The organism is Paraburkholderia sp. EG286B, from assembly GCF_040965655.1.
Classification (GTDB): domain Bacteria; phylum Pseudomonadota; class Gammaproteobacteria; order Burkholderiales; family Burkholderiaceae; genus Paraburkholderia.
Map to the genome: position 1 here is coordinate 110,842 of NZ_JBFRCF010000018.1, position 25,253 is coordinate 136,094.

General features: G+C 66.7%; 28 protein-coding genes. 7 read left to right on the forward strand and 21 right to left on the reverse strand.

Going from position 1 to position 25,253, the window contains the following annotated elements:
• The first annotated feature begins 69 nt into the window (after positions 1-69).
• The 3 genes from AB4Y42_RS31740 (at position 70) to AB4Y42_RS31750 (ending at position 1,613) form a co-directional block, all read left to right on the forward strand.
• Positions 70-486, forward strand: a complete 417-nt coding sequence (locus AB4Y42_RS31740; protein WP_368686831.1) for a hypothetical protein — start codon at positions 70-72, stop codon at positions 484-486.
• Complete coding sequence (locus AB4Y42_RS31745) at positions 483-1,052, forward strand: MerR family transcriptional regulator (RefSeq protein ID WP_368696385.1); 570 nt, start codon at positions 483-485, stop codon at positions 1,050-1,052. Before AB4Y42_RS31740 ends, AB4Y42_RS31745 begins: the two co-directional genes overlap by 4 nt.
• A gap of 141 nt (positions 1,053-1,193) precedes the next feature.
• Positions 1,194-1,613: an ester cyclase gene (locus AB4Y42_RS31750; protein WP_368696386.1), complete on the forward strand. Its 420-nt coding sequence runs from the start codon at positions 1,194-1,196 to the stop codon at positions 1,611-1,613.
• 71 nt (positions 1,614-1,684) lie between these two features.
• On the opposite strand, the gene AB4Y42_RS31755 is transcribed toward AB4Y42_RS31750, so the two are convergent.
• Positions 1,685-2,956, reverse strand: coding sequence for an NAD(P)/FAD-dependent oxidoreductase (locus AB4Y42_RS31755; protein WP_368696387.1), 1,272 nt, complete (start codon positions 2,954-2,956; stop codon positions 1,685-1,687).
• Between the two features lie 182 nt (positions 2,957-3,138).
• On the opposite strand from AB4Y42_RS31755, the gene AB4Y42_RS31760 reads away from it, so the two are divergent.
• Positions 3,139-3,876 (forward strand): class I SAM-dependent methyltransferase, encoded by a 738-nt coding sequence (locus AB4Y42_RS31760; protein ID WP_368696388.1) that lies wholly within the window; start codon positions 3,139-3,141, stop codon positions 3,874-3,876.
• 41 nt (positions 3,877-3,917) lie between these two features.
• Here AB4Y42_RS31760 and AB4Y42_RS31765 read toward each other — a convergent pair whose 3' ends face one another.
• The 18 genes from AB4Y42_RS31765 to AB4Y42_RS31850 form a co-directional block, all read right to left on the reverse strand.
• Positions 3,918-4,358, reverse strand: a complete 441-nt coding sequence (locus tag AB4Y42_RS31765; RefSeq protein WP_368696389.1) for an excinuclease ABC subunit A — start codon at positions 4,356-4,358, stop codon at positions 3,918-3,920.
• A gap of 17 nt (positions 4,359-4,375) precedes the next feature.
• A complete protein-coding gene (locus AB4Y42_RS31770) occupies positions 4,376-4,831 on the reverse strand; it encodes a signal peptidase (RefSeq protein WP_368696390.1) in 456 nt (151 codons plus the stop codon).
• Positions 4,832-4,866: 35 nt separating this feature from the next.
• Positions 4,867-6,111, reverse strand: coding sequence for a beta-ketoacyl synthase N-terminal-like domain-containing protein (locus tag AB4Y42_RS31775; protein WP_368696418.1), 1,245 nt, complete (start codon positions 6,109-6,111; stop codon positions 4,867-4,869).
• A gap of 2 nt (positions 6,112-6,113) precedes the next feature.
• Positions 6,114-7,340 carry a beta-ketoacyl-ACP synthase gene (locus tag AB4Y42_RS31780; protein ID WP_368696391.1) on the reverse strand — a complete coding sequence of 409 codons (1,227 nt, stop codon included), beginning with the start codon at positions 7,338-7,340 and terminating at the stop codon, positions 6,114-6,116.
• On the reverse strand, positions 7,340-8,065 hold the full coding sequence (locus AB4Y42_RS31785; protein WP_368696392.1) for a 3-ketoacyl-ACP reductase FabG2: 726 nt from the start codon (positions 8,063-8,065) through the stop codon (positions 7,340-7,342). The genes AB4Y42_RS31780 and AB4Y42_RS31785 overlap by 1 nt, the downstream gene beginning before the upstream one ends.
• Positions 8,062-8,547 carry a hotdog family protein gene (locus AB4Y42_RS31790; RefSeq protein WP_368696393.1) on the reverse strand — a complete coding sequence of 162 codons (486 nt, stop codon included), beginning with the start codon at positions 8,545-8,547 and terminating at the stop codon, positions 8,062-8,064. The genes AB4Y42_RS31785 and AB4Y42_RS31790 overlap by 4 nt, the downstream gene beginning before the upstream one ends.
• A 9-nt stretch (positions 8,548-8,556) precedes the next feature.
• Positions 8,557-9,738: a beta-ketoacyl-[acyl-carrier-protein] synthase family protein gene (locus AB4Y42_RS31795; RefSeq protein ID WP_368687109.1), complete on the reverse strand. Its 1,182-nt coding sequence runs from the start codon at positions 9,736-9,738 to the stop codon at positions 8,557-8,559.
• Positions 9,735-12,146, reverse strand: coding sequence for an MMPL family transporter (locus AB4Y42_RS31800; RefSeq protein WP_368696394.1), 2,412 nt, complete (start codon positions 12,144-12,146; stop codon positions 9,735-9,737). Before AB4Y42_RS31800 ends, AB4Y42_RS31795 begins: the two co-directional genes overlap by 4 nt.
• Positions 12,146-12,829 carry an outer membrane lipoprotein carrier protein LolA gene (locus AB4Y42_RS31805; protein WP_368696395.1) on the reverse strand — a complete coding sequence of 228 codons (684 nt, stop codon included), beginning with the start codon at positions 12,827-12,829 and terminating at the stop codon, positions 12,146-12,148. The genes AB4Y42_RS31800 and AB4Y42_RS31805 overlap by 1 nt, the downstream gene beginning before the upstream one ends.
• Positions 12,817-13,257, reverse strand: coding sequence for an acyl-CoA thioesterase (locus tag AB4Y42_RS31810; RefSeq protein ID WP_368696396.1), 441 nt, complete (start codon positions 13,255-13,257; stop codon positions 12,817-12,819). Before AB4Y42_RS31810 ends, AB4Y42_RS31805 begins: the two co-directional genes overlap by 13 nt.
• Complete coding sequence (hutH, locus tag AB4Y42_RS31815; RefSeq protein WP_368696397.1) at positions 13,254-14,831, reverse strand: histidine ammonia-lyase; 1,578 nt, start codon at positions 14,829-14,831, stop codon at positions 13,254-13,256. Before hutH ends, AB4Y42_RS31810 begins: the two co-directional genes overlap by 4 nt.
• Positions 14,818-16,527: a glycosyltransferase gene (locus AB4Y42_RS31820; protein WP_368696398.1), complete on the reverse strand. Its 1,710-nt coding sequence runs from the start codon at positions 16,525-16,527 to the stop codon at positions 14,818-14,820. Before AB4Y42_RS31820 ends, hutH begins: the two co-directional genes overlap by 14 nt.
• Positions 16,524-18,239, reverse strand: a complete 1,716-nt coding sequence (locus AB4Y42_RS31825) for an AMP-binding protein (RefSeq protein WP_368696399.1) — start codon at positions 18,237-18,239, stop codon at positions 16,524-16,526. Before AB4Y42_RS31825 ends, AB4Y42_RS31820 begins: the two co-directional genes overlap by 4 nt.
• Positions 18,236-18,835, reverse strand: coding sequence for a hypothetical protein (locus tag AB4Y42_RS31830; RefSeq protein ID WP_368696419.1), 600 nt, complete (start codon positions 18,833-18,835; stop codon positions 18,236-18,238). The genes AB4Y42_RS31825 and AB4Y42_RS31830 overlap by 4 nt, the downstream gene beginning before the upstream one ends.
• A gap of 65 nt (positions 18,836-18,900) precedes the next feature.
• A complete protein-coding gene (locus AB4Y42_RS31835; RefSeq protein WP_368696400.1) occupies positions 18,901-19,152 on the reverse strand; it encodes an acyl carrier protein in 252 nt (83 codons plus the stop codon).
• A gap of 3 nt (positions 19,153-19,155) precedes the next feature.
• On the reverse strand, positions 19,156-19,455 hold the full coding sequence (locus tag AB4Y42_RS31840; RefSeq protein ID WP_368696401.1) for a phosphopantetheine-binding protein: 300 nt from the start codon (positions 19,453-19,455) through the stop codon (positions 19,156-19,158).
• Positions 19,430-20,224, reverse strand: a complete 795-nt coding sequence (locus tag AB4Y42_RS31845) for a lysophospholipid acyltransferase family protein (protein ID WP_368696402.1) — start codon at positions 20,222-20,224, stop codon at positions 19,430-19,432. The genes AB4Y42_RS31840 and AB4Y42_RS31845 overlap by 26 nt, the downstream gene beginning before the upstream one ends.
• Positions 20,208-20,909 (reverse strand): beta-ketoacyl synthase chain length factor, encoded by a 702-nt coding sequence (locus tag AB4Y42_RS31850; protein WP_368686813.1) that lies wholly within the window; start codon positions 20,907-20,909, stop codon positions 20,208-20,210. Before AB4Y42_RS31850 ends, AB4Y42_RS31845 begins: the two co-directional genes overlap by 17 nt.
• A 420-nt stretch (positions 20,910-21,329) precedes the next feature.
• Between AB4Y42_RS31850 and AB4Y42_RS31855 the strand changes: the two genes are divergently transcribed.
• Complete coding sequence (locus AB4Y42_RS31855; RefSeq protein WP_368696403.1) at positions 21,330-21,929, forward strand: LysE family translocator; 600 nt, start codon at positions 21,330-21,332, stop codon at positions 21,927-21,929.
• Positions 21,930-21,939: 10 nt separating this feature from the next.
• Here the strand turns inward: AB4Y42_RS31855 and AB4Y42_RS31860 are convergent, their stop codons facing one another.
• Positions 21,940-22,458: a hypothetical protein gene (locus tag AB4Y42_RS31860; RefSeq protein ID WP_368696404.1), complete on the reverse strand. Its 519-nt coding sequence runs from the start codon at positions 22,456-22,458 to the stop codon at positions 21,940-21,942.
• 250 nt (positions 22,459-22,708) lie between these two features.
• Between AB4Y42_RS31860 and purU the strand changes: the two genes are divergently transcribed.
• On the forward strand, positions 22,709-23,590 hold the full coding sequence (gene purU / locus AB4Y42_RS31865) for a formyltetrahydrofolate deformylase (RefSeq protein ID WP_368696405.1): 882 nt from the start codon (positions 22,709-22,711) through the stop codon (positions 23,588-23,590).
• A 16-nt stretch (positions 23,591-23,606) separates the two neighbouring features.
• Here purU and AB4Y42_RS31870 read toward each other — a convergent pair whose 3' ends face one another.
• Entirely contained in the window at positions 23,607-23,867 is a 261-nt protein-coding gene (locus AB4Y42_RS31870; RefSeq protein ID WP_368686809.1) for a hypothetical protein, read from the reverse strand.
• Positions 23,868-24,103: 236 nt separating this feature from the next.
• On the opposite strand from AB4Y42_RS31870, the gene AB4Y42_RS31875 reads away from it, so the two are divergent.
• The gene (locus tag AB4Y42_RS31875) at positions 24,104-25,213 is read left to right on the forward strand and encodes a GlxA family transcriptional regulator (RefSeq protein ID WP_368686808.1); all 1,110 of its coding nucleotides are present in this window, start codon (positions 24,104-24,106) and stop codon (positions 25,211-25,213) included.
• Positions 25,214-25,253 lie beyond the last annotated feature (40 nt).

Here is a 25,253-nt window from a genome sequence, read left to right on the forward strand (position 1 = left end):
CGCTTGACCCGACTACCGTAGTCACCTTCACGATCGATACCCTGTTCAACAGACAGGGTATCGATCGAAATGGAAACCGCCCGCGATCTCACCGACGACGCCTTCCTCGAAGCCTTTCTCGCCTGCCGGTTGCCACCGGGCGCTTTCAATCATCGCAATCATCTGCGCGTGGCGTGGATACACCTGCAGCGCTTTCCGCTGGACGAGGCGATCGAGCGCACCTGTGCCGGTATCGCGCAATACGCCGCGCATCTCGGTGCGCCGGGCCAATACCACCGTACAATCACGGAAACGCTGATCCGGCTCATGGCGCATGCGGGCGCATCGGATCCATTGCGCTCGTTCGATGAGTTCCTCGCGCGCGCACCGGCTTTTTCCGGCGATTGCCGCGCGCTTGTCGCCGCGTACTATTCTTCCGATAAGCTGAACCGGCCGGAAGCGCGCGTGTTCTTTCTCTCACCCGATAGACTTCCCTTGCCGTCATGACACGTCTCACTCGTCTCACTCTAGGGCGACTGGCACGCGAGTCGGGACTCTCGCGTTCCTCGCTCCTGCACTACGAAACGCTGGGCTTGCTCGTGCCGATCGCACGCAGCACCGCGGGATACCGCCTGTACGACGAGACACAACAAGAACGCCTGCGTGCGATTTGCGCCTACCGGGCCGCCGGGCTGCCATTGGCCGCAATACGCGACGTACTTGCGAGCGAGGGCAATGCAGCCGCACAGATCCTTGAAACGCATTTGATGGTGTTGACGAAGGAAATCGCGCGTCTCAAGCAGCGTCAGAATGCGATTGCCACGTTGCTCGCACAACCATCGTTTCGTCGGCGAGGAAAGAAGCGTGGCAAAGACGCGTGGGTAGCGATGCTGCGCAGCGCCGGCTTCGACGATGCGGAGATGGACAGGTGGCATGCAGAATTCGAGGCAGAAAACCCCGATTCGCACGCGGCGTTTCTCGCTTCGCTCGGGCTCACGCCCGAAGAGGTGAAAGCAATCCGGCGGCGCGCGAAACTCACAGGCAACCCGCCCTCCGCGCATGCGGCTTCGTGAGAGTTCTTGAGCGCCAAAGCCCCGAATGTGCGCCACCGCACGTTCTCGCGCGACTCCTGCGCACGTCGTGGCGCATGCCCGTCTACTCTGCAGCAACCGGCTTTCACTACCGGCTCTCGCCAATCAGGAGACGTTCATTCCATGCATGAAACACGTGATATGGTTCGCGCGTTTATCGAGGAAGTCCTGAATCAAGGGCAGATCGACGCCGCGGAGCGGTTCTTCTGGGAGGACATGGTCGAGCAGGTGCCGTTCCCTGGCCAGGGTCCCGGTATCGAGGGCCTCAAGGATGTCGTGCGAGGGATGCGAGCCGCGTTCCCGGACATGCATTGGCGCGTCGAGGAACAACTCACAGAAGGCGACCGCGTGCTGACCCGCTTCGAGTGGACGGGCACGCACAGGGGCGCGTTCCTCGGCGTGGACGCGACGGGGCGCTCCGTCAAGGTATGGGGCATGGTCATCGACCGCTTTCAGGGCGCGAGGATCAAGGAAACCCGCCTCATCATGGATACCCTTGGGCTGATGATCCAGCTAGGCGCGGTTCCTCCGCCAGGCCAGTGAAACCGCGATGACCGGGTTGGTCCTGCGACCCGCGCGCAGGCGCCAACCCAGCAAACGGCCCTCTTCGCTCGTTACAACGACAGCTTGCACGCCTCATGCAGCGAAGTGAGCCTGCGCACCGGCTCCGCCACGTAAGGGTTGCTCTCGTCCCACGCGTAGCCCGCCAGCACCGAGCTAATCATCCGACGGATCAAGGGCGTCTGGCGCGGGTAGTAGATGATGTCCTGCAGCTCGCCGGTGTACCAGCGCTCGACGAAGGCGCGGAACGTGTCGATACCCTTGCGCAGCGGCACGTCGTATTCGGCCTGCCAGTCCACGGCCGCGCCGTCGAGCGCACGATCGAGCACCTTCACGGCCAGATGCGCCGAGCGCAGCGCGATGGTGACGCCCGAAGAAAACACCGGGTCAAGAAACTCGCCCGCGTTGCCGAGCAGCGCGAAGCCTGGCCCATGCAATCGTTCGACGTTGGCCGAATAGCCGCCGATCTGGTTCACCGGCATGAGAAACGGCGCGTCGCCGATCAGGCGGTTCAGCGTCGGCTCCTCGCGAATGAGCGCGCGCAGCCGCGCCTCGCGTTCCGCTTGCGGCACGTCGAGGAAAGCGGCATCGGCAACACAGCCCACCGACGAGCGGCCGCCCGCGAGCGGGATCATCCAGAACCACACATCGCGATGCTCGGGGTGCGTCGCGATGCAAATCTTGTTGCGATCGAAGGCGTCAAGCGGCAGCCCGTCGCGCACGTGGCTGAAGATCGCGGCACGCGTCGGCATACCGGTGGGCGCCTCCAGATTCAGGAGGCGCGGCAGCACGCGGCCGAAGCCGCTCGCGTCGAGTACGAAACGCGCGTGCACTTCATAGCGCGCCTGGTTTTCGTCGATCACCTCCAGCACCGGCGCGTCGCCCGTGCGCATGCCCGTGACCGCGTGGCCGAAGCGCACCTCGGCGCCCTGTTCTGCGGCGCAGCCGATCAACAACTCGTCAAACTTCGCGCGCTCCACCTGGTACGTCGTGCCCCAGCCTGCCGTATGCTTGTCGCGGAAGTCGTACGACGATACCTCGTCGCGCCATACGAAATGCGCGCCATTCTTGTACTGAAAGCCGGCCTCCACCACGGCCTGCAGCATGCCGGCCTCTTCGAGGTACGCCATGCTTTGCGGCAAGAGGCTCTCGCCGATCGAGAAGCGCGGGAAATGCTGGCGCTCCAGCACGAGCACCGAACGTCCTGCCTTGCGCAACAGGGCTGCAGCGACTGCGCCCGAGGGGCCCGCGCCGATGATCGCCACGTCGACGGCTTCTCGTCGTGCGGCTGGGGTCGTAACGGCTTCTCCAATGCTCTTTTCCATAGTCCTTTCCCTTCTCTGCGTCCTGACGCGCTCTGTTACGTCCTGTCACGTCCTGTTACGACTGTATGCCCAATGCAAGCGCACTGCGCTGCGCGAAACCGTGATTCTGACACTCCGCGCCCCGCCCTTGCATTTACAATGCCGATTCTCGTCCACGACCGCATTCGCAACGGATAAAAAATATGTCGGTTTCCGAATCAAATTACGTCCCGTTCGTACCGGAAACGGCCTTCGGCATCTGGTTTCTGCGCACCCATACGTGGGAGCATCATGTGCTGCGCGTGGCGATCAACGACCTCAAGCGCCTCGTGGACGTGCCGTTGCCCGACGCGCCCGAAATCGTCGATGTCGGCTGCGGTCAGGGCAAGTCGTTTCGCCTGCTGGCCGAGGCTTTCCGCCCGCGCCGCATCGTCGGGATCGACTATCACGAGGCGTCGCTAGAACTGGCGGCGCGTGCCGCACGCACCTGCCAGGACAAATTGCAGACGCAAACCGCGTTCGAACTGCTGCACGGCGACTGCGCGAGCCTGCCGCTACCCACGGCCAGCGCGGACATCGTCTTCTGCCACCAGACTTTCCATCATCTCGTCGAGCAGGAACGCGCGCTCGCGGAATTCCACCGCGTGCTCAAGCCGGGCGGCGTGCTGCTGTTCGCCGAATCCACCGAGGCTTATATCCGCTCGTGGGTCATCCGCCTGCTGTTCCGCCACCCCATGCACGTGCAGAAGAGCGCCAACGGCTACCTCGAAATGATCCGCACGGCGGGTTTCCACTTTTCGGAGCGCAATGTTTCGCTGCCCTATCTGTGGTGGAGCCGTGCGGCCGATTTCGGTCTCTTCGAGCGCCTCGGCCTGCATCATCCCAAGCCTGGGAAACGGCGCGAAACCCTGGTCAACGTAGCCGCCGTGAAGGCGGCATGAAGGCGGCGTGAGCCGGGTCGCCCGCCGCCCCCTGCCGCGGGTTACTTGCCGCCCTTGAGGGTCACCACGTCGCCGACGAGCGCCACGCCGGCGATCATTGCGCCCGCGCCACACGTGAATTCGGTGGCGCTTTCGCGCAGTTCGTTCTTGTAGTTGCTCTTGATGTTGATGACCGCGTTGCCGCCTTCCTTGCGCGCGCGTTCCTGCAACTCCTGCACGGCCGAAAGGAACACGTGCTGGCAGGCCGCTTCGTCGCTCTTGCCAAGCGCGTTCGTCTTCTTGTTCGTGGAGAACTGGCCCAGCGTTTTCTTCACCGCCGGATGCGGCTGGCCCGCAAAGTACAACGCAATGTCGTCGTTCACCTTGCCGGGCTCGCTCTGGAGCGCGACATCCACGGAATAGGTGTCGACCGTATTGCGTGCGTAGGCTTGCGGCGCCGCGAAAGCCGCGCACAGCGCGGCGAACATCCACAGTTTCTTCATTGCTTTTCTCCGTTGGTTCAGTTTGCCTGCAGCTCCACGAGGTCGCCCGTGACAGCGATGGCCGCCGCGCTCTGGCTCACGCCGCAGGTGTATTCGGTGGCCGAGCCGGTTTCGTTGCCGTGAAAGCGCGTGGTCACGTTGATGACGGCGTTGGCGCCCTTGTTGTGGGCGTCCGCGCGCAGCTTGTCGAGTGCCATGGCGAGCACCTTGTTGCAGCTGGCCTCGGCGCCGTCGGTCGCGCGGGCGACACGCAGGGAGTGCGAGGCATCACCCACGTGGCGCACCACTTCCGGATGCGGCTGCGCACCGAAATACACTGCGATTTTTGCGGCGGGGTCCGCGCTGGATGCGGCTTTTGCCGTCGAGAGAGAAGCGACGGGCTGGATCGGCAGCGTGAGGCGCTCCGATCCGCAAGCCGCCAACGTCAGGCTGATGATCGCGGCCGCGCTCAGCGTGAGGCAAGTCTTTTTCATTGGAATCCTCATTATTTTCAGGGTTGCCCGAAACTTCAGACTGCATTCCAGGCGCGAAACACCAGGCTGGCGCAACTGCCGCCGAACCCGAATGAAACCGACATCGCCGTCTCGATGCGCGCATCGCGCGTTTCACGCACGAGCGGCATGCCGGCGGCCGCCGCATCGAGCGCTTCGATGCCCACGGCGCCCGCAATCCGGCGATCGCGCATCATCAGCAGCGTGTAGATGGCTTCGTGCGCACCGCACGCGCCGAGCGGATGACCGCTGAGCGCCTTCGTCGACGAGAACGCGGGCACTTCGTCGCCAAACACGGCGCGCAACGCGAGCAGTTCCTCGATATCGCCCGAGGGCGTCGAAGGCGCATGGGTGTTGATGTAGTCCGGGCGGCAGCCGGCCTCGCCGAGCGCCTCGCGCATTGCGCGCGCAATGCCGCCCGCTTGCGGCGCGACCATCTGCGCACCGTCGGTGCCATGACCGTAGCCGGTCAGCTCCGCGTAGATGCGTGCGTTGCGCGCTCGCGCATGCGCGAGCGATTCGAGCACGAGGATGCCGGCACCCGAGCCGATCACAAAGCCGTCACGCTGCGCGTCATAGGGCCTCGACGCTCGTTCCGGCGTGTCGTTGAAGCCGCGCGAGAGTGCGCCCATCGCGTCGAACATCAGCGTCATGTTGTCGTGCAAGCCTTCGGCGCCACCCGCGAGCACGATGTCCTGGCGGCCCGTCTGGATCAGTTGCAGGGCCTGGCCGATCGCGAGCGCCGAAGTCGTGCACGCCGACGAAGGCGAGTACGTGACGCCTTCCATTCCGAACACGTGCGCAAGATTCGCCGATGTCGTGCTGCTCATCGCTTGCGGCACCGTATAGGGCGGCACGCGGTCGATACCGCGCGCGTTCGCGCTTTCCATGGCCGTGTCGTACGCCGACATCGTGCCGACGCCCGACCCCACCACCGCGCCGGCCCGAGGGCTGTGCAGCGCGTGCGCGTCGAGCTGCGCATCGGCGATGGCGCTGCGCGCGGCGTGGCAGGCAAAGCGCGCGGTGTCGCCCATGAAGCGTTCGGCCTTGCGCCCGAACGGCGCTTCGTCGTCCACCGAAGCCACGGCTGCCACCTGGCTCGCAAAGCCGCGCTCGCGCCACGCCTGAACGCGCGTGATGCCGCTGCGTCCATCGCGCAGGCGCGAGGAAACGCCGTCGAGCGTATTGCCGAGGCACGAGACGATGCCCATGCCCGTCACGACGACGCGCCGCAAGCCGCTCGCTGATAACGATGTCTGCATGCTCAATGCGCGCGCCGGAAGACCAGCGAAGTATTGACGCCGCCAAACGCGAAGTTGTTGCTCATCACGTATTCGGCGTCTATCGTGCGCGGCTCGCCCAGAATGTAGTCGAGCGGCGCGCAGGCCGGATCGACCTGGGTCAGGTTGAGTGTGGGCGCGTACCAGTTGCGCTTCATCATCTCGATCGTCCACCACGCCTCGATCGCGCCACAGGCGCCGAGCGTATGGCCGATATAGCTCTTGAGCGAGCTGATCGGCATGCGCGCACCGAAGGTCTCCGCCGTAGCCTGACTTTCGGCCACGTCGCCGCGATCCGTGGAGGTGCCGTGCGCATTCACATACGCGATCGCTTCGGGGGCCAACTGCGCGTCGGCGAGCGCCTGGCGCATCGCGACCGCCATCGTCGCCGCCGTGGGCTGCGTGATATGCGCGCCGTCCGAATTGCAGCCGAAGCCCACCACTTCCGCATGAATGCGCGCGCCGCGCGCCACGGCATGCTCGTATTCTTCGAGCACGAGCGTCGCCGCGCCCTCGCCCACCACGAGCCCGTCGCGCGCGGCATCGAACGGACGTGGCGTGAGTTGCGGCTCGTCGTTGCGCGTGCTCGTGGCGTAGAGCATGTCGAACACCGCTACGCCGGGCCCCGAGAGTTCCTCGGCGCCACCGGCGAGCATCAGCGTCTGCTTGCCGTTCGCGATCATCTCGTACGCGTAGCCAATGGCCTGGCTGCCCGAAGCGCACGCGCACGACGTCGGCACGATGCGCCCCTTGAGGTCCCAGAAGAGGCTCACGTTCACGGCCGTGGTGTGCGGCATCATCTGCACGTAGCTGTTCGACGTCACGTCGCTCATCGAGCCCGTTTCGAGCATCTTGCCGAACGCGCGCACCGGCTCGACCGAACCGGCCGATGAACCATACGCCACGCCCATGCGGCCATCCTTGATCGACGGATCGTCGAGCAGGCCCGCGTCGGCCAGCGCGTGTTCGCTCGCGCGCACTGCGTAGAGGGAGACCGGGCCCATCGAACGCGTTTTCTTGCGCGGATAATCATCAGGCGCAGCGAACGCCGGCAGGGGGCACGCAAGGCGCGTATGCAGCGCCTCGATATAGTCCCAATCGTGCACGCGCTTGACGGCGTTGACGCCGCGCTTGAGCGCGGCTTCGACCTGCGCCCACTGATCGCCGAGTGCGGTCACGCCGCCCATGCCGGTAATGACGACGCGTTTCATCAGACCATCCCGCCGTTGACGCCGATGACCTGGCGCGTGACATAGGAAGCCGCGTCGGACATCAGAAAACCGACCACGGCCGCGACTTCGGCGGGCTGCCCCACGCGATTCATCGGCACGGCCTTGAGCGCGTGTTCGAGCGGCACGTCGTCGAGCATGCCCGTATCGACGAGCCCGGGCGCGACGCTGTTGACCGTGATGTTGCGCGTGGCCAGTTCCACCGCCAGCGCTTTGGTCGCGCCGATCAGCCCGGCCTTGGCTGCGCTGTAATTGACCTGCCCGCGATTGCCCGTCACGCCCGACACCGAGGCCACGGTCACGATGCGGCCGCCCTTGCGCGCACGCACCATCGGCATGACGAGCGGATGCACGACGTTGTAGAACGCATCGAGGCCCGTTTCGAGCACGATGTCCCAATCTTCGTCGGTCAGTGCGGGGAACGCGGCGTCGCGCGTCACGCCCGCGCAGCAGACGATGCCGTAGTAGCCGCCGTGCGCCGCCACGTCGTCTTCGAGCGCCGCGCGGCATGCGGCGCGGTCGCGCACGTCGAACTGCAGCACGCTGGCCGTGCCGCCCTGTGCGACGATGCCCGCGGTGACGGCATCCGCTTCGTTGCGGCCCGTGCGGCAATGCACGGTGACGGCAAAGCCGTCCGCGGCGAGATGATAGGCGATCGCGCGACCAATGCCGCGGCTCGCGCCGGTGACGAGAACACGCCGGCTCATGATCTGGAATTCTCCTCGATGAAAGTCTGGAAATCGCGCGGCTGATACACCTTGACGGTGGCCTCAGCCAATAGTTTGTCTTCCTGATTGATGGTGCAGCCGTACGCGCCGTGGCCTTCTTCGCTGCGCAGCAGTTCGCTAACCGTCACGCTGAGTGGCGCGCCGCCTGCGAACGCAGCTTGAGCCGCCTCATAGCGGCGCGTGCCGAGCAGTACGCCTGGGCGCGCGGGCTTGCCTTCGCGCATCGACAGCAGGCCGACGTGAGCGGCGATCGCCTGCGCCATCAGTTCGATGCCGATCCACGCGGGCATCGCGCCCTGCTCGTCGGCATACCATGCATCGGCGTGCACCCTGGCCAGCGCCGTGAGCGATTCGTCGCTGCATGCGGCGACCGAGTCGAGCAGCAGCATCGTGCCGCGGTGCGGGATGATCGCCTCGATCGGCGGGAACGCATCCGTCGAGGAGGAAAGAACGGAATTCATTGGCCTCGATCATCGTCCGAGTATGAGTGAAACGTTGCTGCCGCCAAACGCGAATGAGTTGCTCATCACGTATTGGCGCACCCCGTTGCGCGGCAAATGCCGCCCGTCTTGAACCAGGTCGAGCGCGGGCAGCGCCGGATCGGCTTCCCCATCCCACAGATGACGCGGCAGCGCGACGTCGTCGCGAGCGAGCGTGAGCCACGCGAGCCCCAGTTCGCTCGCGCCTGCCGCGCCGAGCGTATGACCCGTGAGCGGCTTCGTGCCGCTCGCGGCCACGCCGTCGGGAAACACGCGCGCCATGAGATGCGCTTCCATCTGGTCGTTCTTGATCGTGGCCGTTGCGTGCAGGTTGACGTAGCCGATCGCGGCCGCGCCGATGCCCGCATCGGCGAGCGCCGCGCGCAATGCGAGTTCGCCACCCGCGCCCTGCGGGTCGGGGGCGGAAATATGGTGGGCGTCGCTCGACTCGCCCGCGCCCGCGAGCATCACCGGCCCTTCCTCGCGGCTCATCAGGAACACCGCCGCGCCCTCGCCGATGTTGATGCCGCGACGCTGTGCGCTCATCGGGTTGGTCCGCACGGGGCTCGTCGATTCGAGCGAGGCGAAGCCTTGCACCGTGAGTTCGCAAAGCGAATCGACGCCGCCCACGACGACGGCATCGCACAGGTTCGCGCGCAGCAGACGGCGCGCGGCGGCGAACGCCTTGGCGCTCGAGGTGCATGCCGTGGAGATCGTATACGCCGGGCCGCGCAGATCGAGCGCCGCGGCGGCGAACGGCGCGGCCGTGCCGATCTCCATCTGGCGGTAGTCGAACGTCGAAGCGGCGTCTTGCTGCACCGGCTGCGTGAACGTCGCTTCCACGGCGCTGATGCCCGACGTGCTCGTCCCCAGCACGACGCCGATACGGCCCGCGCCGAAGCGCTCGCGCGCGGCTTCGATGGCGGGTCGGATCTGCGCCAGTGCGGCGAGCAGAAGCCGGTTGTTGCGGCAGTCGTAGCAGGCGAGCGACGCGGGCGGCGCAAGGTCGAGCGGCGCCTTCACGCTGCCCGCGAAAGCCGTGCCGGTGCGCGTCGCGATCGGCCCCATGCCGGGCGCCTCGCCGCGCGCGAGCGCTGCGACGATCGCAGGTACGTCGTCGCCGAGCGCATTGACCATGCCGAGCGCGTGCAAATAGACAGGGAGCGCCATCAGGCCTTTCTCCGGTGATTCGTGGGCATGCCGATCGGCGCGAGCATGACGGACACCATGATGCCGAGCGACAGTGTGGCGCCGAAGCTTTTCAGCGCGGGCATGGAACTCATGCCGAGCATGCCGAACGAGAGCAGCGTGGTCGCGGCGGACAGCAGCACACCGGTCCATACCGCGCCGCGATCGGTGGCAGCGCGCGTCGCGCCTTCGCGCAGAAAGACGGCGTAGTTCGCGCCGACGCCGAGCACGAGCATTAGTGCCAGCATGTTGAAGAGATTGATGCGCACATGCGCATAGCCGAATGCGGCCAGCGTGACGCCGATGGCGAGCCACACCGGCAGCGCGACCGCGATGGCCCCGCGCCAGCCGTAGCGGAACATCAGCAGCGCGAGCACGAGCGTGAGCGCGCCCGCGAGCCAGATCGCACCATCCTGCCGGTACACGCCAAAGAGCCGCGATACGCTCGCGGCCTTGTCGACGAAGCTCACACCGGGCAGCGCGTGCGCGACGTCGAGTAGCGCGGGCGCATTCGCAGCGGACACGCCTTGCGGAATCACGATCGCCGCGAATGCACCGGGCGTGCTCGCGGAACGGCCAAGCCACAGGTGGCGGAATGGCTGCGACCAGGGTTCGGCAAGCCATCCGTCCACGTGCAGCACGGCAGCGCCCGAGTGCGCCCAGGCATCGAGCCACGTTTGCGCCACTTCGTCACGAAAGCCCGCCGCGCCCAGCAGCGTGCGCGAGGCGGCGGGATCGGCGAACACATGTGCGCCGAGCAACGCGCGATCGGCCCGCTGCCGTGCTTCGGACGGCACGAACAACGTGACCGATTGCCAGCCGCTCAGCGCGGACGCGCCCGTGAGCATGCCGAGCCGCGCGCACAACGCCTCGGTGCGCTCGAGCACGGCCTCGGGCGACGCGCCCCGCACGACGAAGAACTGCGCGCTGTTGTCGGCGCCCACGGCGCTCGACACCACGCGCTCCTGCGCGACGAGCGCCGGGTCCCGCTGGATCAGCAGATGAATGTCGTCGTCGCTGCGCAGTTGCAGCCACCCCGGCACGGCTACGACCAGGAGAGCGAGCGCGACGCCCCAGGCGCGACGGCCGCCGATCAGCGCCTGCCATTTCGCGAGCGAGCCCGCGGCCACGGCGAAGAGCGTTTGGGGACTGCGGCGCGCGGGCTGCGTCATGAGGCTCGGCAACAGCCAGATGACCGAAGCGAAAGCGGTGAAGATGCCGACGATGGCGAAGCACGCGATCTGCCTGAGCGCCGGAAACGGCGCGAACGTCAGGATGGCGTAGCCAAGCAGGCTCGTGCTGAGCGCCACCGTGAGCGCGGGCAGCACTTCCCGCGCGCCGCGCCGCGCATCCCAGCCGTGCCGCGTGCCCAGGTAGACGACGAAGTACTGAATGGAGTAATCGACCGCCTCGCCGATCAGGCTCGCGCCGAACACGAGCGTCAGCAGATGCAGTTTGCCGAAGACGAGCATCGTGGCCGCGAGCGCGCACACGATGCCGAGCGCCGTGGAAACGAAGCCCAGCAGGATCAGCCGCGGCGAGCGGAAGATCCACAGCATCAGCAGCGCGATGCCCACCGCCGAAACGATGCCGATCACATGGACGTCGCGCTCCGAGGCGCGCCGTGCAGACTCGGCATAGAACACGGCGCCTGTACGCGCGAGCGTGACGTCCGGCCACGACGCCTTGAGCGCCATTTCGCCGTGCGCGACGGCAAGCAGCACACCTCGCTGAACATCGGACTCGTAGGCTGACCCAGGCAGCGTGCCAATCACGAGCACGCTCGTGGTGTCAGCGCGATGCGCAACGAGGAAACCGTCCTCGACGGTGAGATTCGATGCCGCGAGCGGCAGCGCCGCGAGCCAGTGCTGAAGCCAGCCGAAGGGATCGTCGGCGAGCGCCGTTGCGAGACCCGCGTCCGGCAGTCCGTAGAGGCGCTCGGCGAGCGCGCCGCGCAGCGTTTCGGTGCTTCCGGAGGCAAGCGCACGGTCTTGCGCCGTGAGCAGGCCAAAGCGATATGGCAGGTAGAAACGCGTGATGCGCCCGAGGTCGAACGGCGGGACTTGCGCCGTCACCGAGGCGAACGCGTGACTTGCGCTGAGCACCGCGCCCAGTTGCTGCGCCGCGGCTTTCGCGTGCGCCGCGTCGCGGCTCGACACCAGCAGCACGGCGCGGTTGCCGAGCGCGCTCGCGAGCTGGTCCACGGCCTCTTCGGCCACGGGGTCCGCTTCGGTTGCGGGCAGCAGCGCGAGCAGGTTGGTCTGCAGGGGCGTCGGTCCCGCAAAGCGCCAGGCGCAATACAGCGCCGCCGCGAGGGCCAGCAGCAGCCACGCGGCCCGCAGCGTCCACTGCCGCCGCGACTGGGTTGCGGTGCGAAGCTCGGAGGAACTCACTATGGCGTTCCGAAAAGCTTTTGGTCGGCGGGCGTCAGTTCGGACACCTGCGCGCTGCCGCTAAAGTCGTACTGCGTGACGTCGCCGTTGGCGAACGTGATGCGCAAGCTGTGCAGGAAGTCGCCGCCTTCCATCTCGATGCCGCGCAGCGCCTGCGCGATCTGCGGCTGACGCGGCACGAGGCGCATCTGCCATTGCGAAGGCGTGCCGCGTGCCGTCACGTCGAATTGCGAGTACAGCCCGCTCAGGTCGCCGCCCAGCATCGCCCGCATCATCTTCGCGATCTCTGCCGCACCGCGCGCGCCCTGCGCACCGCTGTTCCGGGTGCGCTGATCGGGTTGACCGTTGGCATCGATCACGGTGACGCCGCTGTCGCGCATGATCCACGTCTTCTTGTATGGCGTTTCGACCTGCCAGATCACGCCGCGCTCGCGAAAGAACAGCAGCGAGCCCGTGCTGACGAGCGGGGCTTTCATCGCGGCAAGCGTCTGCGTTTGCGTGAAATGCGCACGCACGCCGTTCGCGCGCGCAAGACGCGCCGCGATCTGCGAGACGAGTGCCGCGTCGCCGGCGTTCGCGCCAGTGCTCACGTTCACGGGCGCCGTCGCGGCCCGCGCCGGAAGCCACATCGACTGAAGCGCAATCAGTGCGGCAAGCGCCGCGCATCCTTTCAACGCGCCCATGCACGCTCCAGCTTTTCGAGCACGACAGGCGGCGAGACGAACTGCAGCTCCTGCGTGGCGGCGTTCACGGCGACCTGGATCGTGTAGCCCTTCGTGAGCCGCGTGCGCGAATCGCGATCGTAGATTTCGTAGCTGATTTTCAGGCGATTTTCGTACTCGATCAGGTCCGCGCAGACCTCGAGCTGCTGCCCATAAATAGCGGGCCGCACATACTTCAAATGCGCTTCGACCACGGGCCACACGTAGCCCGACGCCTGCATCTCGCGATAGTCGTAGTCGAACTTGCGCAGCAGCGCCGCGCGGCCGAACTCGAAATACTTCAGATAGTGGCCGTGCCAGCAGACGTTCATCGCGTCCACGTCGTGGAACGGCACTTCCACGTTCGCGCTCGCGCTCAACACCGGCACCACCTTGCGCGCCTCGCTCATGGCCTGCCCTCCGCGTTCCGGCCGAGGAAGTCGCCTGCTGTGATGCGCTCCGTCATGGCGCGCAGTTCATGTTCGAGCGCGCGGTCCTCGTCGACGAATGGCGACGTCGCGGCCACGCCTTCCATGAACGCGGCAAGCGGCTCGGGAATCACGGTCTTGGCGTTGCCGCGCAGACGCAGGCGCGCGGCCTGCACCGTGGCGAGCGCGTGAGCGGCCGCGACCTGCTCGGTCAGTTGCAGCACGCGCAAGCAGTCGCGCGCCGCGATCGTCCCCATGCTCACCTTGTCCTGGTTGTGCGCCTCCGTCGAGCGGGAGAACACGCTCGCGGGCATCGTGTGCTTGAGCGCCTCCGCCGTCCACGCCGACGACGAAATCTGCACGGCCTTGAAGCCGTGATTGATTGGCGCGCGCGCACTCGGCGCGCCCGTGAGGTTGCGCGGCAGGCCGTTGTTGAACTTGTCGTCGACGAGCAATGCGAACTGGCGATCCATCAGATCGGCGAGATTCGCCACGGCCGTCTTGAGGCCGTCCATGGCGAACGCGATATGGCCGCCGTAGAAGTTGCCGCCGTGCAGCACACGCTCGCCGTCGGGATCGATCAGCGGATTGTCGTTGGCGCTGTTCAGTTCGTTCTCGATGTCGCGGCGCATCCACGTAAGCGCGTCGTTCGCCACGCCGATCACGTGCGGCGCGCAGCGGATCGAATAGCGGTCCTGCAAGCGGTGACCCGGCGTGTCCGGACGGCCGGCCAGGTCGGCGCGGATCCAGGCCGCCGCCTCGCCCTGCCCCGCGTGCGGCTTGGCTTCGAAGATGAACGCGTCGAAATGCGCGGCGCGCCCGTCGAGCGCCACCGTGGCGAGCGCGGTGAGTCGTGCGGCCAGGCGCGCGAGTTGCGCCGCGCGCGTGAACGCGAGACAGGCGAGGCCCGTCATGACCGCCGTGCCGTTCATCAGCGCGAGGCCTTCCTTGGGCGCGAGCGTGAGCGGTTCGCGGCCTAGCGCGAGCCACGCGTCGCGCGCCTCGCACGGCGCGCCGCGAAACTGCACGCCGCGCTCGCCGACCAGCGCCGCCGCGACATACGAAAGCGGCGTGAGGTCGCCGCTTGCGCCCACCGAGCCTTCGGCGGGAATCCGCGGCAACACGCGATGATTGATGAGATCGGCGAGGCGTTCGAGCAGCACCGGGCGCACGCCCGAAAGCCCGAACGCCAGCGAATTCAGACGCGCGGCGATCACGGCGAGCGCCGAGGCGTCGTCGAGATACTCGCCCATGCCGCAGCCGTGATAACGCGTGAGCTGCAGCGGCAGGGCCTCGACGAGCGCCATCGGCACGTCGACGACGCAGGCATCGCCGTAGCCCGTATTGACGCCGTACACGGTCGCACCGGCGGCGAGATGCCGGCGCAAGAACTCCGCGCCGCGCGCGATGCGTTCGCGCCAGGCCGGGTCGTCGTTGAGCCGCACGGCGGCCTCCCCGCGCGCAACCGCCACGACGTCCTCGATCGTCAAATGGCGGCCGCCGACTACCACGGCATCCGCGTCGACTCCGGCATCCTTCAGGTCAGTCTCGGCCATTCGCTCCCCCACTGGGGCGCGCCCAGAAATCGTAGAAGTTGAACCATTGGTACGGCGCCTTGCGGCAATAGTGTTCGAGGCGCGACGCAAAGCGCTGCGCCCATGCCGCTATATGCTCGGCGCGGCCACGCCGCGGCAGATCGATGCGCTCGGCAAACGGCTCGAAGTAGAGCCGGTAGCCCGCGTGCTCTTTCAGGCAGAACAACAGATAAACGGGGCACGCGAGCGCGTGCGCCAATACATAGGGGCCCTGGGCAAACGCGGCTGTCTCGCCGAGGAATTGCGCTTCGGTGGTACGGCCGGTTTCGCGCGCAGGCGTGCGGTCGCCGACGATGACGAGCAGCTCGCCGCGCTCGATGCGCTCCTGCATCATCAGCGCCGTCTGCGGGCCGAAGTCGCTCACCGGCACGAGATGCTGCGCGAAATCGTGATGGGCGGAAGCCAGCACGCTGTTGAAGCGTTTGGCGTGCTCCGTGTAGACGATGGCCGTCACCTTCGTTTGCGCGCCGCGCACGGCCAGCGCCCGCGCCATTTCGAGGTTGCCGTGGTGCGAGCCGATGACGAGCGCGCCGCGCCCGCTCGCGATCAACGCGTCGAACGCGCGTGGGTCGTCGATCTCCACGTCGGCCTCACCGACGCGGCCTGTCCAGGCGGCCAGCTTGTCGAAGCCCGATTGCGCGAACGAGAGCATATGGCGATAGGCCGTGAACCAGCCCGGACGCGGCGTCTCGCGTTCCGGCGAGCACTGGCGCAGCCGGTCGAAATAGCGCCGCGAAGCGTCGCGTGCGGGGCGGCCCGTGACCAGGAAGTAAGCGACGATGGGGTGCAGCCAGAGCGCGGTGAAGCGCCGTCCGAACAGGCCGCAACTCCAGGCGAGCAACGCCATGCCGAGCCGGCTGCCGCGTTCGGCCGTGCGCCACCACGGGTCGTTGCCGTCGCCCGCCTCCGTGCGCCGCGGCAGGACCTTGTGCGCGAGCAGCAGCGGCAGACGCGCGAGCATGCCCGCGACGAGCCGCGTATGGCTGCGGCTGATACGCACGTTGTCCCACAGCACGTCGAAATGCGAGACGCCGTCGGCCGCGTAGGTGACGGCGGTCGGAATCGAGACGAACGCCACGCGCCGCCAGTGCAGGCGCACGAGAATCTCGATGTCGAAGTCCATGCGCTCGGGCAGCTTCACGCTGTCGATCAGCGCACACGCGAGGTCGAGCGGATAGAGGCGAAAGCCGCACATCGAATCGCGGATCGTGAACGAGAGCGTCTCGATCCAGACCCATACGTGGGTCAGATAGCGCCCGTAGAGGCGCGCTTTCGGCACGCTCTCGTCGTAGACGGGCTGGCCGATCACGACCGCGCGCGGATTCGCCTGCGCAGCGGCGAGAAAGCGCGGGACGTCCGCGGCGTCGTGCTGGCCGTCGGCGTCGATTTGCAGCGCGTGCGTATAGCCGGCGTCGCGCGCGGCGCGCAGCCCCGCCATCACCGCCGCGCCCTTGCCGCCGTTCACGGGCAGGCGCCGTAGCGTGAGCTTGCCGGCGTAGCGGCGCGCGAGGTCCGCCAGCACCTGCTGGGTGGCTTCGTCGCTGCCGTCGTCCACGACGATGAGCGGCAGGCCGTGGACGATCAGGTTCGCCACGGTGCCGCCGATCGCGTCCTTGTGGTTGTAGATCGGAATGACGATACAGGCCGCGAGGCTCATGCGGGCTCCCTGTACACGAAGGCGCCGGACGCGCAGTCGCGCTCACCGACGCGCCACGCGAACGCTACGCGCCGGCGCGCGGCGTCGTGCTTGAGCACGAGCTTAAGCAGCACGCCCGGCGGCACCGGCATGGTGAATTTCAGTTGATCGATCGAGGCGAGCGCGCGCACGCCGGGCACCCAGTCGCGCGTGAACCGCATCGCCCAGTCCACCTGCACGACGCCCGGCAGAATCGGCAGGCCCGGAAAGTGGCCCGTGAAATGAACGAGCGTGTGCGGCACGCGCAGTTCGAATGACCGCCCTTCTGCGTCGTCCCATTGCGCGAGCAGCTCGAACCCTTCTGCGCTGGCCGCAAACGCGCGGGCGACCGCTTGCGCCTGCACCTTACCGCGCGAGTCGACTGGCAGCGCGCAGTGAATGCGCCAGTGGCGCGGCAGGACGACCGTGTCGAACCAGGCGGCGAGATGGCGGCGCAATGCTTTCAGGAGCAGAACGCGGCCGTCGCGGCGCAGCGTTTCGCGGCCCTCCGCGGTGAGTACCACGAGCGCGCCAATGCGCTCGCGCGAGCCGCCTTCGAGCAGTACGGTCCTCACTTCGGCAACGCCGGGATGCAGCAGCAGTTTGCTCTCCATCTCGCTGAGCGACACACGCTTGCCGTCGAGCTTGACCACGCGGTCGAGACGCCCTTGCAGCACGAAGCGGCCGTGCTCGTCGAACGTGGCCTTGTCGTCGGTGCGATGCCAGCCGTCGTGGCCGAGATGCGGCGAGCGCACTTCGAGCGCGCCGCCTTCGTTCGCTGCGCCCGCGCGCACGGCGATGCCCGGCACGGGCGTCCATGCTTGCGCTTCGTCTTGTCTGCGCCAGGCGATGCCGCCCGTCTCCGTGCTGCCGTAGATCTCCAGCGGCGCGGCACCGAACGTGGCGGCGTATTGCTTCGCCGTGTCGAGCGGCAGCGGGCCGCCCGACGAGAAGAACGCGCGCGGCTGCGGGGCGAGTGTCGCGAACCCCGGCAGATCGGGCCAGCGCGAGAGCTGCGCAGGCGTCGAGACGACGACGGTCGCGTCGCACTGCGCCGAACATTCGGCAGTCCGCGCCTGCAATTGCGCGGGGTCGGCGCAGGTCGCGCGGGCGAACGGCCTGCCCGCGGCCAGTGGCCAGAAGACGCGGAACAACAGCCCGTAAATGTGGTGATGCGGCACGCTCGCGAGCACGGCCGCATCGCCCAGCAGTGCACCCCACGCGGCTTCCAGCGTATGCACTTCGGCGTCGAACTGCGCGAGCGTCTTGTGGACGGGCTTCGGCGCACCGCTGCTGCCCGACGTGAACAACGTGAGCATCGCATTCGCGTCGATCTCCATGCCGGGCTCGACGGGTTGAACCGCGGCCGTATCGGCGCACCACGCGGCAAGCTCGTTTTCGTCGAGCACCGCGTCGTACGCGTCGCTCAGTTCGGCGAGGTAGCCCGGCGTCGCGTTCGCCGGAATCACGGGCACCTTGCCGGCAACAAGCAGTCCGAACAAAGCGCAGACGAATAGATACGGGTCGTCGCTCCATAGCGCGAAGCGCAGGCCTGGCCGCGTGCGCATGCGCGCCGCAATGCCAAGCGCATGCGCACGGAACATAGCGAAATCCGTCACGTTGGCGCCATCGACGCAAACGACGCTGCGCGGCTCGCGGCAACGCGCCACGAGAAGCTCGTGCAGTGCGATCACACCGCCTCCCGTCGTGCAGCACGCGGCAGCATGATCCATTTGCGCCAGACGAACTCGCCGGCGAGCAGTGCGCCGATGATCACATACGCGAGCATGCCGTTGTAGAGCGACCAGGCGCGAGCAGGCCAGGCGAGTGCCGTCCAGGCGGAAAACACACTGTTCAAAGCGAAGAAAACACACCAGAGTTGCGTGACGCGGCGCGTATAGCGCACGATGTGCGCGGGCGGATCGGCATAGGTCAGACGTGCGAATTTTTCGATCATCGACGGCCCCTTCACGAGGGTCGCGCCGAAGGCGACGAGCAGCCCGAGATTCACGAGCGAAGGATACAGGCGCATGAGCCGTTCGCTATTGGTGATGACGATGGCCACCGAGGCAATATTGAGCATGACGGCCACGGCCCAGTCCACCGGCGTGAGCTTGCGCAGCGTGGCGGCGAGCGCGCCCGTGCCGGCCACGCGCTGCATCCAGAGCAGCACGAGCAGCAACAAGCCCACGAAGCGCGGCGAATCCCAGCGCCACGCGCAGAGGATCACGACCGGGTAGGCCAGACCGGCGAGCAGCTTCCATTTGCTGCGCGCCCGGCCGCCTGCCACGTTGCTCTCACCTGCCGCGGCAGGCTCAGCCGGGCCGGGCCCGCGAAGCGCCGTCACGAATGGCCTCAAGCCTGGGTCACGAGCAGCGACTCGACCGCGACGATGACGTCGCCCACCGTGCGCACCTGCTTGAACTCTTCCGGCTTGATGCGGCGGCCCGTCATTTCCTGGAGCTTGATGGCCAGATCGACCGCGTCGATGCTGTCCAGATCCAGTTCCTCGAACAGGTGCGCCTCCGGCGTGACGCGCGCCGGATCGATATCGAAGTTCTCGTGAAAGATCTCGCGGATACGGTCGAGAATTTCAGCTTCGTTCATGATTCAATCCCCTTTCCCTGCAGTGGCTTCCAGCGCCTCGTTTTCGTTTGCGTGGCCCGCGACGAGCGCCGCGAGCGTATTGATAGACCGGAAGTAGCCGCGCACGTTTTCGTCGTCGGCGTTGATGGTCAGTTGATAGCGCTGGCGCAGCACGATGCCGATCTCCAGCGCGTCGATCGAGTCGAGCCCCACGCCGTCGGTGTCGAACAGCGGCGCGTCGTCGTCGATATCGGCGGGCGTAAGATGCTCGAGCTCGAGCGCCTCGATCAGGAGCCGCTTAATTTCCAGTTTTAAAGTATCCATAGTCAAACAGGTGCTGTGTGATTTGCGCCTCGATGGTGCGCGTGACGTTGCGCGCGGCGAGTGCGGAAGGCATGTCGCGCGGCGCGAGCGGCTGGACGCCGATGGGTGCCAGCACGTTCACGGTCATGCGGAAGGGTCGCTGCGGAACGTGATACCAGCGCATCTGCTTGGTGAAGGCGGGCGGATCGCAGTGCATGAGCACGGGCAGAACCGGCGCGCCGGCCTCGAGCGCCGTATGCGCGAAGCCGCGTGAGAACGCGTGCAGGCGATTCGGCGCCGGGCTGCGCGAGCCTTCGGGAAAAATGATCATGCTGTAGCCGTTCGCCAGCTGGCGCGCGCAGTCCTGCACGAAGCCTGCGGGATCGGCGTTGCTCACGTACTCGGCCGCCCGCACGATGCCCCAGAAGCACGGGTTGCGCCAGTGCGCGTTTTTCACGACGCAACAGGCGGAAGGCGTGAGCGCGAGCAGCACGACCACGTCGAGGTAGGTGGGATGGTTCGCGACGACGATGGCGGGTGCGCCCGAGCGCAGCGCGTTCGCGCCGGCCACGTCGAGCGTCATGACGCCCGCGCGCTGCAAGGCGGCCACGAGCGAGCGGAAAAACCAGTGGATGACGGTAGTGACCGCGCGTTGCCGCGAAGCGCGATGCGGCCAGACCGCCGCGAGCGGAAATACGATGACCGAGAACAGCAGCCCGCACGCGCCGAACATCGCGAAGCTGAAGCCGGTGGCGAAGAGCCGCCAGCCGTAGTCAAGCCGAGCCGACATGCCAGCTCCATTGCCATGTGCCGCCGCCGCCCTGCCACGCGGCGCTTGCGCCGCCGCTCAGGCAGTGATGCAGCGCTTCGCTTTGCGTAGCGAATGCGCGTGCCGCCGCGGCCGGGCCCGGCTTGTCTTCCGTGATGGAGCACGCGAGCCGGCCTTGCGCAGCCGCGCTCGCATCGAGCAGCAGCGCGAACGCGCCGCGCTGCACTTCCTGCTCGACCGCGCCGTAGCGCGCGTCGGCGGGTTCGTCGGCGTAGACGATCAATACGGGGCTTGCGGGGTCTTCCGTATGCAGCGCGTGGCCTTCGAGCAGCGCGTAGCCCAGTGTCTGCGCGCCTGCCGAGAGGGCCGTCGCCGGCGAACGGTCGCCCCGCACGATGCCGAACAGCCCCGTCATCGCGTTGAGCACGGAAAGGCTGAACGCGTTCGGCGAAACCGGTTTGCTTGTCTCGATGTCGCGCAGAATGTCCGTCGTGCGGCGCAACTCGCCGTGCCGCGATGCGAAAACCACGCGTGTCCTGGCTTGCGCATCGACACAGTCGCCGGCCACCTTCAGCGCCATCCGCGAAAGCGCGCTCAGCCGGCGGCGCATCATCGGATCGACGAACGCAACCTCAGGCAGACTTTCCGATACGGAAGACCAGAAGGACCAACGCACCACGGGCATGGTCCACGACAAATCGGGCATAGGGGTTGACGATAACGGCGGCCGCAGCGTGCGGGCTCTCGGCCCCGAACGGCGTATGTTTATTCTTCCTCGGCCCGCAAATATTCTGGACAGAGTTCTCGTGCGTACTTTAACGGCGTGATTCGCGGATTATTTAGGGCGAACCATGAAATATTTCGAAATGATTTGTTACGCATCAATAGATGCATTGAAATCAATAATTTAGGCGCGCGACGTAAGCGCGCATCTGCCAAAGCATATGCCGCTCTCAGCATGTCGAATATCGGCCAATGGTTTAGCGCCCCGGACCCGGCTGAAATAGGCAGTTACCGAGGTAAGCCGTAGAATGCGGGCGCCGCGCGGCAGTTTTAGTCACTGTCCGCCATGACACCCTACAGTCAGCTTCCAATAATCCGAACCCACTATCCCCCAGTCGCCCTCATGCTTTCCCTCTCCACCGTCGGGCTGATGGTCTCGGGCTGCGCGATCGTGCTGCTCATGCCGGGGCCGACCAACACCCTGCTCGCCGCCGCCGGTTTGCGGCAGGGTTTGCGGCGCTCCGCGCATCTGACCGTCGCCGAACTGGCCGGCTACCTGGTGTCGATTACCGTCTGGGGGTTGTGCTTCACCCATGCGTCGCATTCGCTGGGCTGGCTGCCGAAGGTGCTGCGTGTGGCCAGCAGCCTCTATCTGGCGTGGCTCGCCTTGCGCCTCTGGTTCACGGCCAACTCGATCGAGACCTCGGCCGGGGGTGTGGTCAGCACGCGCACGCTGTTCAGCGCCACGGTGCTCAACCCCAAGGCCATTTTGTTCGCCGGCTCGATTTTTCCGCCCGCGGCGTTCGCGAGCGTGGTCACGTGGCTCCAGGCCATGGCGATCTTCGCGGTCCTGCTGATTCCCATTGGCCTGACGTGGATCGCCATTGGCGCCGCGCCGCGCAACGGCCGTGCGCCGTTCATTCGTCCCGCGTTCTTCCAGCGTTGCGCGTCCGTCGTGGTGGGCGCGTTCTCCGTGTCGCTCATGTGGGCGCTCGCGCACTGACGCTATCGCGTCATTCCCGGGCTCGCGCGACTTGCGGCGAAACGAGTTCGGCAACGCTGCACCAGCGGCTGCCAGCCGTTCCAGCCAGGCGCTGCAGCGCCTCGGCGTCGTTCACGGCGCATTCCACCGGAAACGACCTGGCCGCGTAGGCGGCTAGCCAGAGGGTCCGCATCACGCCGTCCGTGAACGCAACGTACGGTACGGCTGCGCTCGCCGGGCAACTGACTTCTGCAAGCGGCACCGGGTCTTCCTCGCCGAAGCTGAAACCCTCGGCCGCCAGTTCGAAGCGCGGGTCGGCACGCCATGTCTGCGGATTGCCGTTGGCGAGCCCGGCGTACTCGCCGCACGGATCGTCCCGCCAGAGCCTCAAGAAGCGCGCGCAGTCCACTTCGACCACGGCCCGTTCCTCGTTGCCATAGTTCGAGCGGCTCACCGACATATACGCGTCGGCGACCGAGGTGCGCACGCGAAAAAGCGCGGCACGCTGCCCGTTCAACGCCCTCGCCTGCAGACCCAGATAACTCTCCATCTCCGCTCCCGTTTCGTCGCAGCCCCATGCTTGCCGGAGAAAAAAGCGCGGGATAGCAGGAATGCGACAGCGCGAGGGGCAAAAGTGACCCTCTTCATTTTGGCGCCGGGTTGGCGTATTCATTCTCGCGATACAGCGCGTGGGTTCTATGTGCCGCACGCCGATTGGTGGCTTACTTGCGCCATCAAGCCAGCGCCCCCGCACGACGCGCAAGATGCAGCGGGCGCACCACGACACGAGGAGAACGCGCATGCCCACCGAAGACCCGCAGCACCGCTACGTGCTCACGCTGTCCTGCCCCGCCGCTGCCGGGCAGGTCGCCGCGGTCGCCGGCTTTCTCGACGCGCACCGCGGCTATATCGACGAGCTCACGGTCTTCGACGACGACATCAGCACGCGTTTCTTCCTGCGCTGCGTCTTTCACGAGGTCGTGCAGCCCGGCGCGGGCGAGCGCTTCGATCTCGCGGGCCTGCGGGACGAGTTCGCCAGTGTCGCGCGCAAACACGACATGACCTGGGCCATTCACGACCTGCGGGTGCGTCCCAAAGTGCTCATCATGGTGTCGAAGCTCGAGCACTGCCTCGCCGACCTGCTGTTTCGCTGGCGCATGGGCGAGTTGCAGATGGACATTGCGGGCATTGCCTCGAATCACCGCGATTTCGAACCGCTCGCCAGGCAGCACGGCCTGCCGTTTCACTATCTGCCCGTCACGCCGGAAACGCGGCGTGAACAAGAAGCCGCCATCCTCGACCTGTTCGATTCGACCGGTTCGGAGCTGCTGATTCTCGCGCGCTACATGCAGATTCTTTCCGACGAAACGAGCCAGAAGCTGGCCGGACGCGCCATCAACATCCACCATTCCTTCCTGCCCGGCTTCAAGGGCGCGCGCCCCTATCATCAGGCGCACGTGCGCGGGGTCAAGCTGATCGGCGCGACGGCGCACTTCGTCACCGACGATCTCGACGAAGGCCCGATCATCGAGCAGGAGGTGCAACGGGTCGACCACTCGCTGAACCCCGAGCGTCTGCTGGCCGTCGGGCGCGACGTCGAGTGCGTGACGCTTGCGCGCGCCGTGCGGGTGTTTCTCGAGCGGCGGGTCTTCATCAACGACGGCCGCACCGTCGTGCTGTGAGCAAGCGCCCGGGCGTTCACGCCGCCATGCTGTGGCGGCGCTGCGCCTGCGCCACCAGCGCCGCGAACGCCCCCTCGCTCATCCGGCTCGCCACGCGCTCTGCATAGTCGTGATGTCGCCGCGCGAGCGGCGCGCCCACGCAACGCGCCTGCAGATAACGCAGCAGCCCGATACGACCGTGCCCGCGCGCCATGCTCTGCTCCAGCAGGGCGAGCGCGGCTTCGGCATCGCCGTGACAGGCGCGTTTGTTGAGTTCGACGGTTGCGGTGCGCGGCATGACAGCGGGCCTCGTGGATGGGTGCGGCGTGGGGCGTGTGCCCGCTCACGAGTTGACCAAAGCGGCGGCGGCGGCGCTAGAACGAACGCGCCAGGGCGGCGGAACCGCCCCGCCATGCGGCGTGTATTCCTTCAAGATTTCGCTTTTGCGAAAATCGATGGCGGAAATCGACAAGCGCCTCGGGGCCATATCGGGGAAGCTTGGCTGAAACCGCATCGCCGCTTACGTGTGCCTCCATGTCCGACACTCTCGCCACCGCCGTTTCCATCGACGCCGCTCCCAAGGAGCGCATCCGTTTCGGCATCGTGCTGCTGCCGAACTTCACGCTGACCGCGTTCTCCGGTTTCGTCGACATGCTGCGTCTGTCCGCCGACGAAGGCGACTACAGCAAGCCCGTGCGCTGCTCGTGGCGCGTGATCGGCGAAACGCTTGCGCCCGTGCGTGCGAGTTGCGGCATCCAGATCGCGCCTTGGGAAACCTTTGCCGACGCCGAACCGGTCGACTATCTCGTGGTCGTGGGCGGACTGCTGCACTCCGGCCCGCACGCCAGCGAAGCCACGCTGCAGTACATCCGCCGCGCGGCTGGCGGCGAGACGACGGTCGTCGGGATCTGCACGGGCGTTTTCGCGCTGATGCGCGCCGGCGTGCTCGACGGTCATCGCATTTGCGTGAGCTGGTTCCACTATTGGGACTTCATCGAGCGCTTCCCCAACGTCAATGCCGACGCCATCGTCGCCGACCGTCTGTTCGCGATCGACCGGCGCCGCATTACCTGCTCGGGCGGCCGCGCGTCGATCGACGTCGCCGCCGCCATCTTGCTGCGCCACTTCGATCACGCGACGGTGCAGAAGGCGTTGCGCATCTTGCTGGTCGGCGAAATGCAAAAAGGCAATGCGCCCCAACCTCACCCGCCCGGCCTCGAGCCCGCCACGCACCCGAAGGTCAAGCGCGCCGTCCTGTTGATGGAGCAGCAAGTCGGCCGCAACGTGCCGCTGGAGGAACTGGCCTGCAAGCTGAACCTCTCGGCGCGGCAGCTCGAACGCCTGTTTAAGGCGGAAACGGGGAAGAGTCCGCGCGCGTTTGCCAATGCGTTGCGTCTGCGGACCGCCGCGTGGCTACTTACGAGTTCGGATCGAACCGTTGCCGATATTGCTTCGAGTTGCGGGTTTTCGGATGCTTCGCATCTTGGGCGCGAGTTTCGTAAGCAGTTCGGCGTGCCGCCGGTTATGTTTCGTGCGCAGCGTAGTGGGCAGGATTCGGTGCAGTTGGCGGAGCTTGATGCGCTTTTGCGGGGGGGTGCTGCGCTTGCCGGGGTCGAGGCTGCTGTCGGTGGTTCGTTGCACTAACGGTTCTCGGGAGGAGGGCCGCCGAAAAAGAAAAAAACAA

What these genes read in the sequence shown, in the direction of transcription:
- AB4Y42_RS31740 (WP_368686831.1), top strand. Translation starts at nt 70, where the DNA reads ATGGAAACCGCCCGCGATCTCACCGACGACGCCTTCCTCGAAGCCTTT.
- AB4Y42_RS31745 (WP_368696385.1), top strand. Translation starts at nt 483, where the DNA reads ATGACACGTCTCACTCGTCTCACTCTAGGGCGACTGGCACGCGAGTCG.
- AB4Y42_RS31750 (WP_368696386.1), top strand. Translation starts at nt 1,194, where the DNA reads ATGCATGAAACACGTGATATGGTTCGCGCGTTTATCGAGGAAGTCCTG.
- AB4Y42_RS31755 (WP_368696387.1), bottom strand. Translation starts at nt 2,956, where the DNA reads ATGGAAAAGAGCATTGGAGAAGCCGTTACGACCCCAGCCGCACGACGA.
- AB4Y42_RS31760 (WP_368696388.1), top strand. Translation starts at nt 3,139, where the DNA reads ATGTCGGTTTCCGAATCAAATTACGTCCCGTTCGTACCGGAAACGGCC.
- AB4Y42_RS31765 (WP_368696389.1), bottom strand. Translation starts at nt 4,358, where the DNA reads ATGAAGAAACTGTGGATGTTCGCCGCGCTGTGCGCGGCTTTCGCGGCG.
- AB4Y42_RS31770 (WP_368696390.1), bottom strand. Translation starts at nt 4,831, where the DNA reads ATGAAAAAGACTTGCCTCACGCTGAGCGCGGCCGCGATCATCAGCCTG.
- AB4Y42_RS31775 (WP_368696418.1), bottom strand. Translation starts at nt 6,111, where the DNA reads ATGCAGACATCGTTATCAGCGAGCGGCTTGCGGCGCGTCGTCGTGACG.
- AB4Y42_RS31780 (WP_368696391.1), bottom strand. Translation starts at nt 7,340, where the DNA reads ATGAAACGCGTCGTCATTACCGGCATGGGCGGCGTGACCGCACTCGGC.
- AB4Y42_RS31785 (WP_368696392.1), bottom strand. Translation starts at nt 8,065, where the DNA reads ATGAGCCGGCGTGTTCTCGTCACCGGCGCGAGCCGCGGCATTGGTCGC.
- AB4Y42_RS31790 (WP_368696393.1), bottom strand. Translation starts at nt 8,547, where the DNA reads ATGAATTCCGTTCTTTCCTCCTCGACGGATGCGTTCCCGCCGATCGAG.
- AB4Y42_RS31805 (WP_368696395.1), bottom strand. Translation starts at nt 12,829, where the DNA reads ATGGGCGCGTTGAAAGGATGCGCGGCGCTTGCCGCACTGATTGCGCTT.
- AB4Y42_RS31810 (WP_368696396.1), bottom strand. Translation starts at nt 13,257, where the DNA reads ATGAGCGAGGCGCGCAAGGTGGTGCCGGTGTTGAGCGCGAGCGCGAAC.
- hutH (WP_368696397.1), bottom strand. Translation starts at nt 14,831, where the DNA reads ATGGCCGAGACTGACCTGAAGGATGCCGGAGTCGACGCGGATGCCGTG.
- AB4Y42_RS31820 (WP_368696398.1), bottom strand. Translation starts at nt 16,527, where the DNA reads ATGAGCCTCGCGGCCTGTATCGTCATTCCGATCTACAACCACAAGGAC.
- AB4Y42_RS31835 (WP_368696400.1), bottom strand. Translation starts at nt 19,152, where the DNA reads ATGAACGAAGCTGAAATTCTCGACCGTATCCGCGAGATCTTTCACGAG.
- AB4Y42_RS31840 (WP_368696401.1), bottom strand. Translation starts at nt 19,455, where the DNA reads ATGGATACTTTAAAACTGGAAATTAAGCGGCTCCTGATCGAGGCGCTC.
- AB4Y42_RS31845 (WP_368696402.1), bottom strand. Translation starts at nt 20,224, where the DNA reads ATGTCGGCTCGGCTTGACTACGGCTGGCGGCTCTTCGCCACCGGCTTC.
- AB4Y42_RS31850 (WP_368686813.1), bottom strand. Translation starts at nt 20,909, where the DNA reads ATGCCCGATTTGTCGTGGACCATGCCCGTGGTGCGTTGGTCCTTCTGG.
- AB4Y42_RS31855 (WP_368696403.1), top strand. Translation starts at nt 21,330, where the DNA reads ATGCTTTCCCTCTCCACCGTCGGGCTGATGGTCTCGGGCTGCGCGATC.
- AB4Y42_RS31860 (WP_368696404.1), bottom strand. Translation starts at nt 22,458, where the DNA reads ATGGAGAGTTATCTGGGTCTGCAGGCGAGGGCGTTGAACGGGCAGCGT.
- purU (WP_368696405.1), top strand. Translation starts at nt 22,709, where the DNA reads ATGCCCACCGAAGACCCGCAGCACCGCTACGTGCTCACGCTGTCCTGC.
- AB4Y42_RS31870 (WP_368686809.1), bottom strand. Translation starts at nt 23,867, where the DNA reads ATGCCGCGCACCGCAACCGTCGAACTCAACAAACGCGCCTGTCACGGC.
- AB4Y42_RS31875 (WP_368686808.1), top strand. Translation starts at nt 24,104, where the DNA reads ATGTCCGACACTCTCGCCACCGCCGTTTCCATCGACGCCGCTCCCAAG.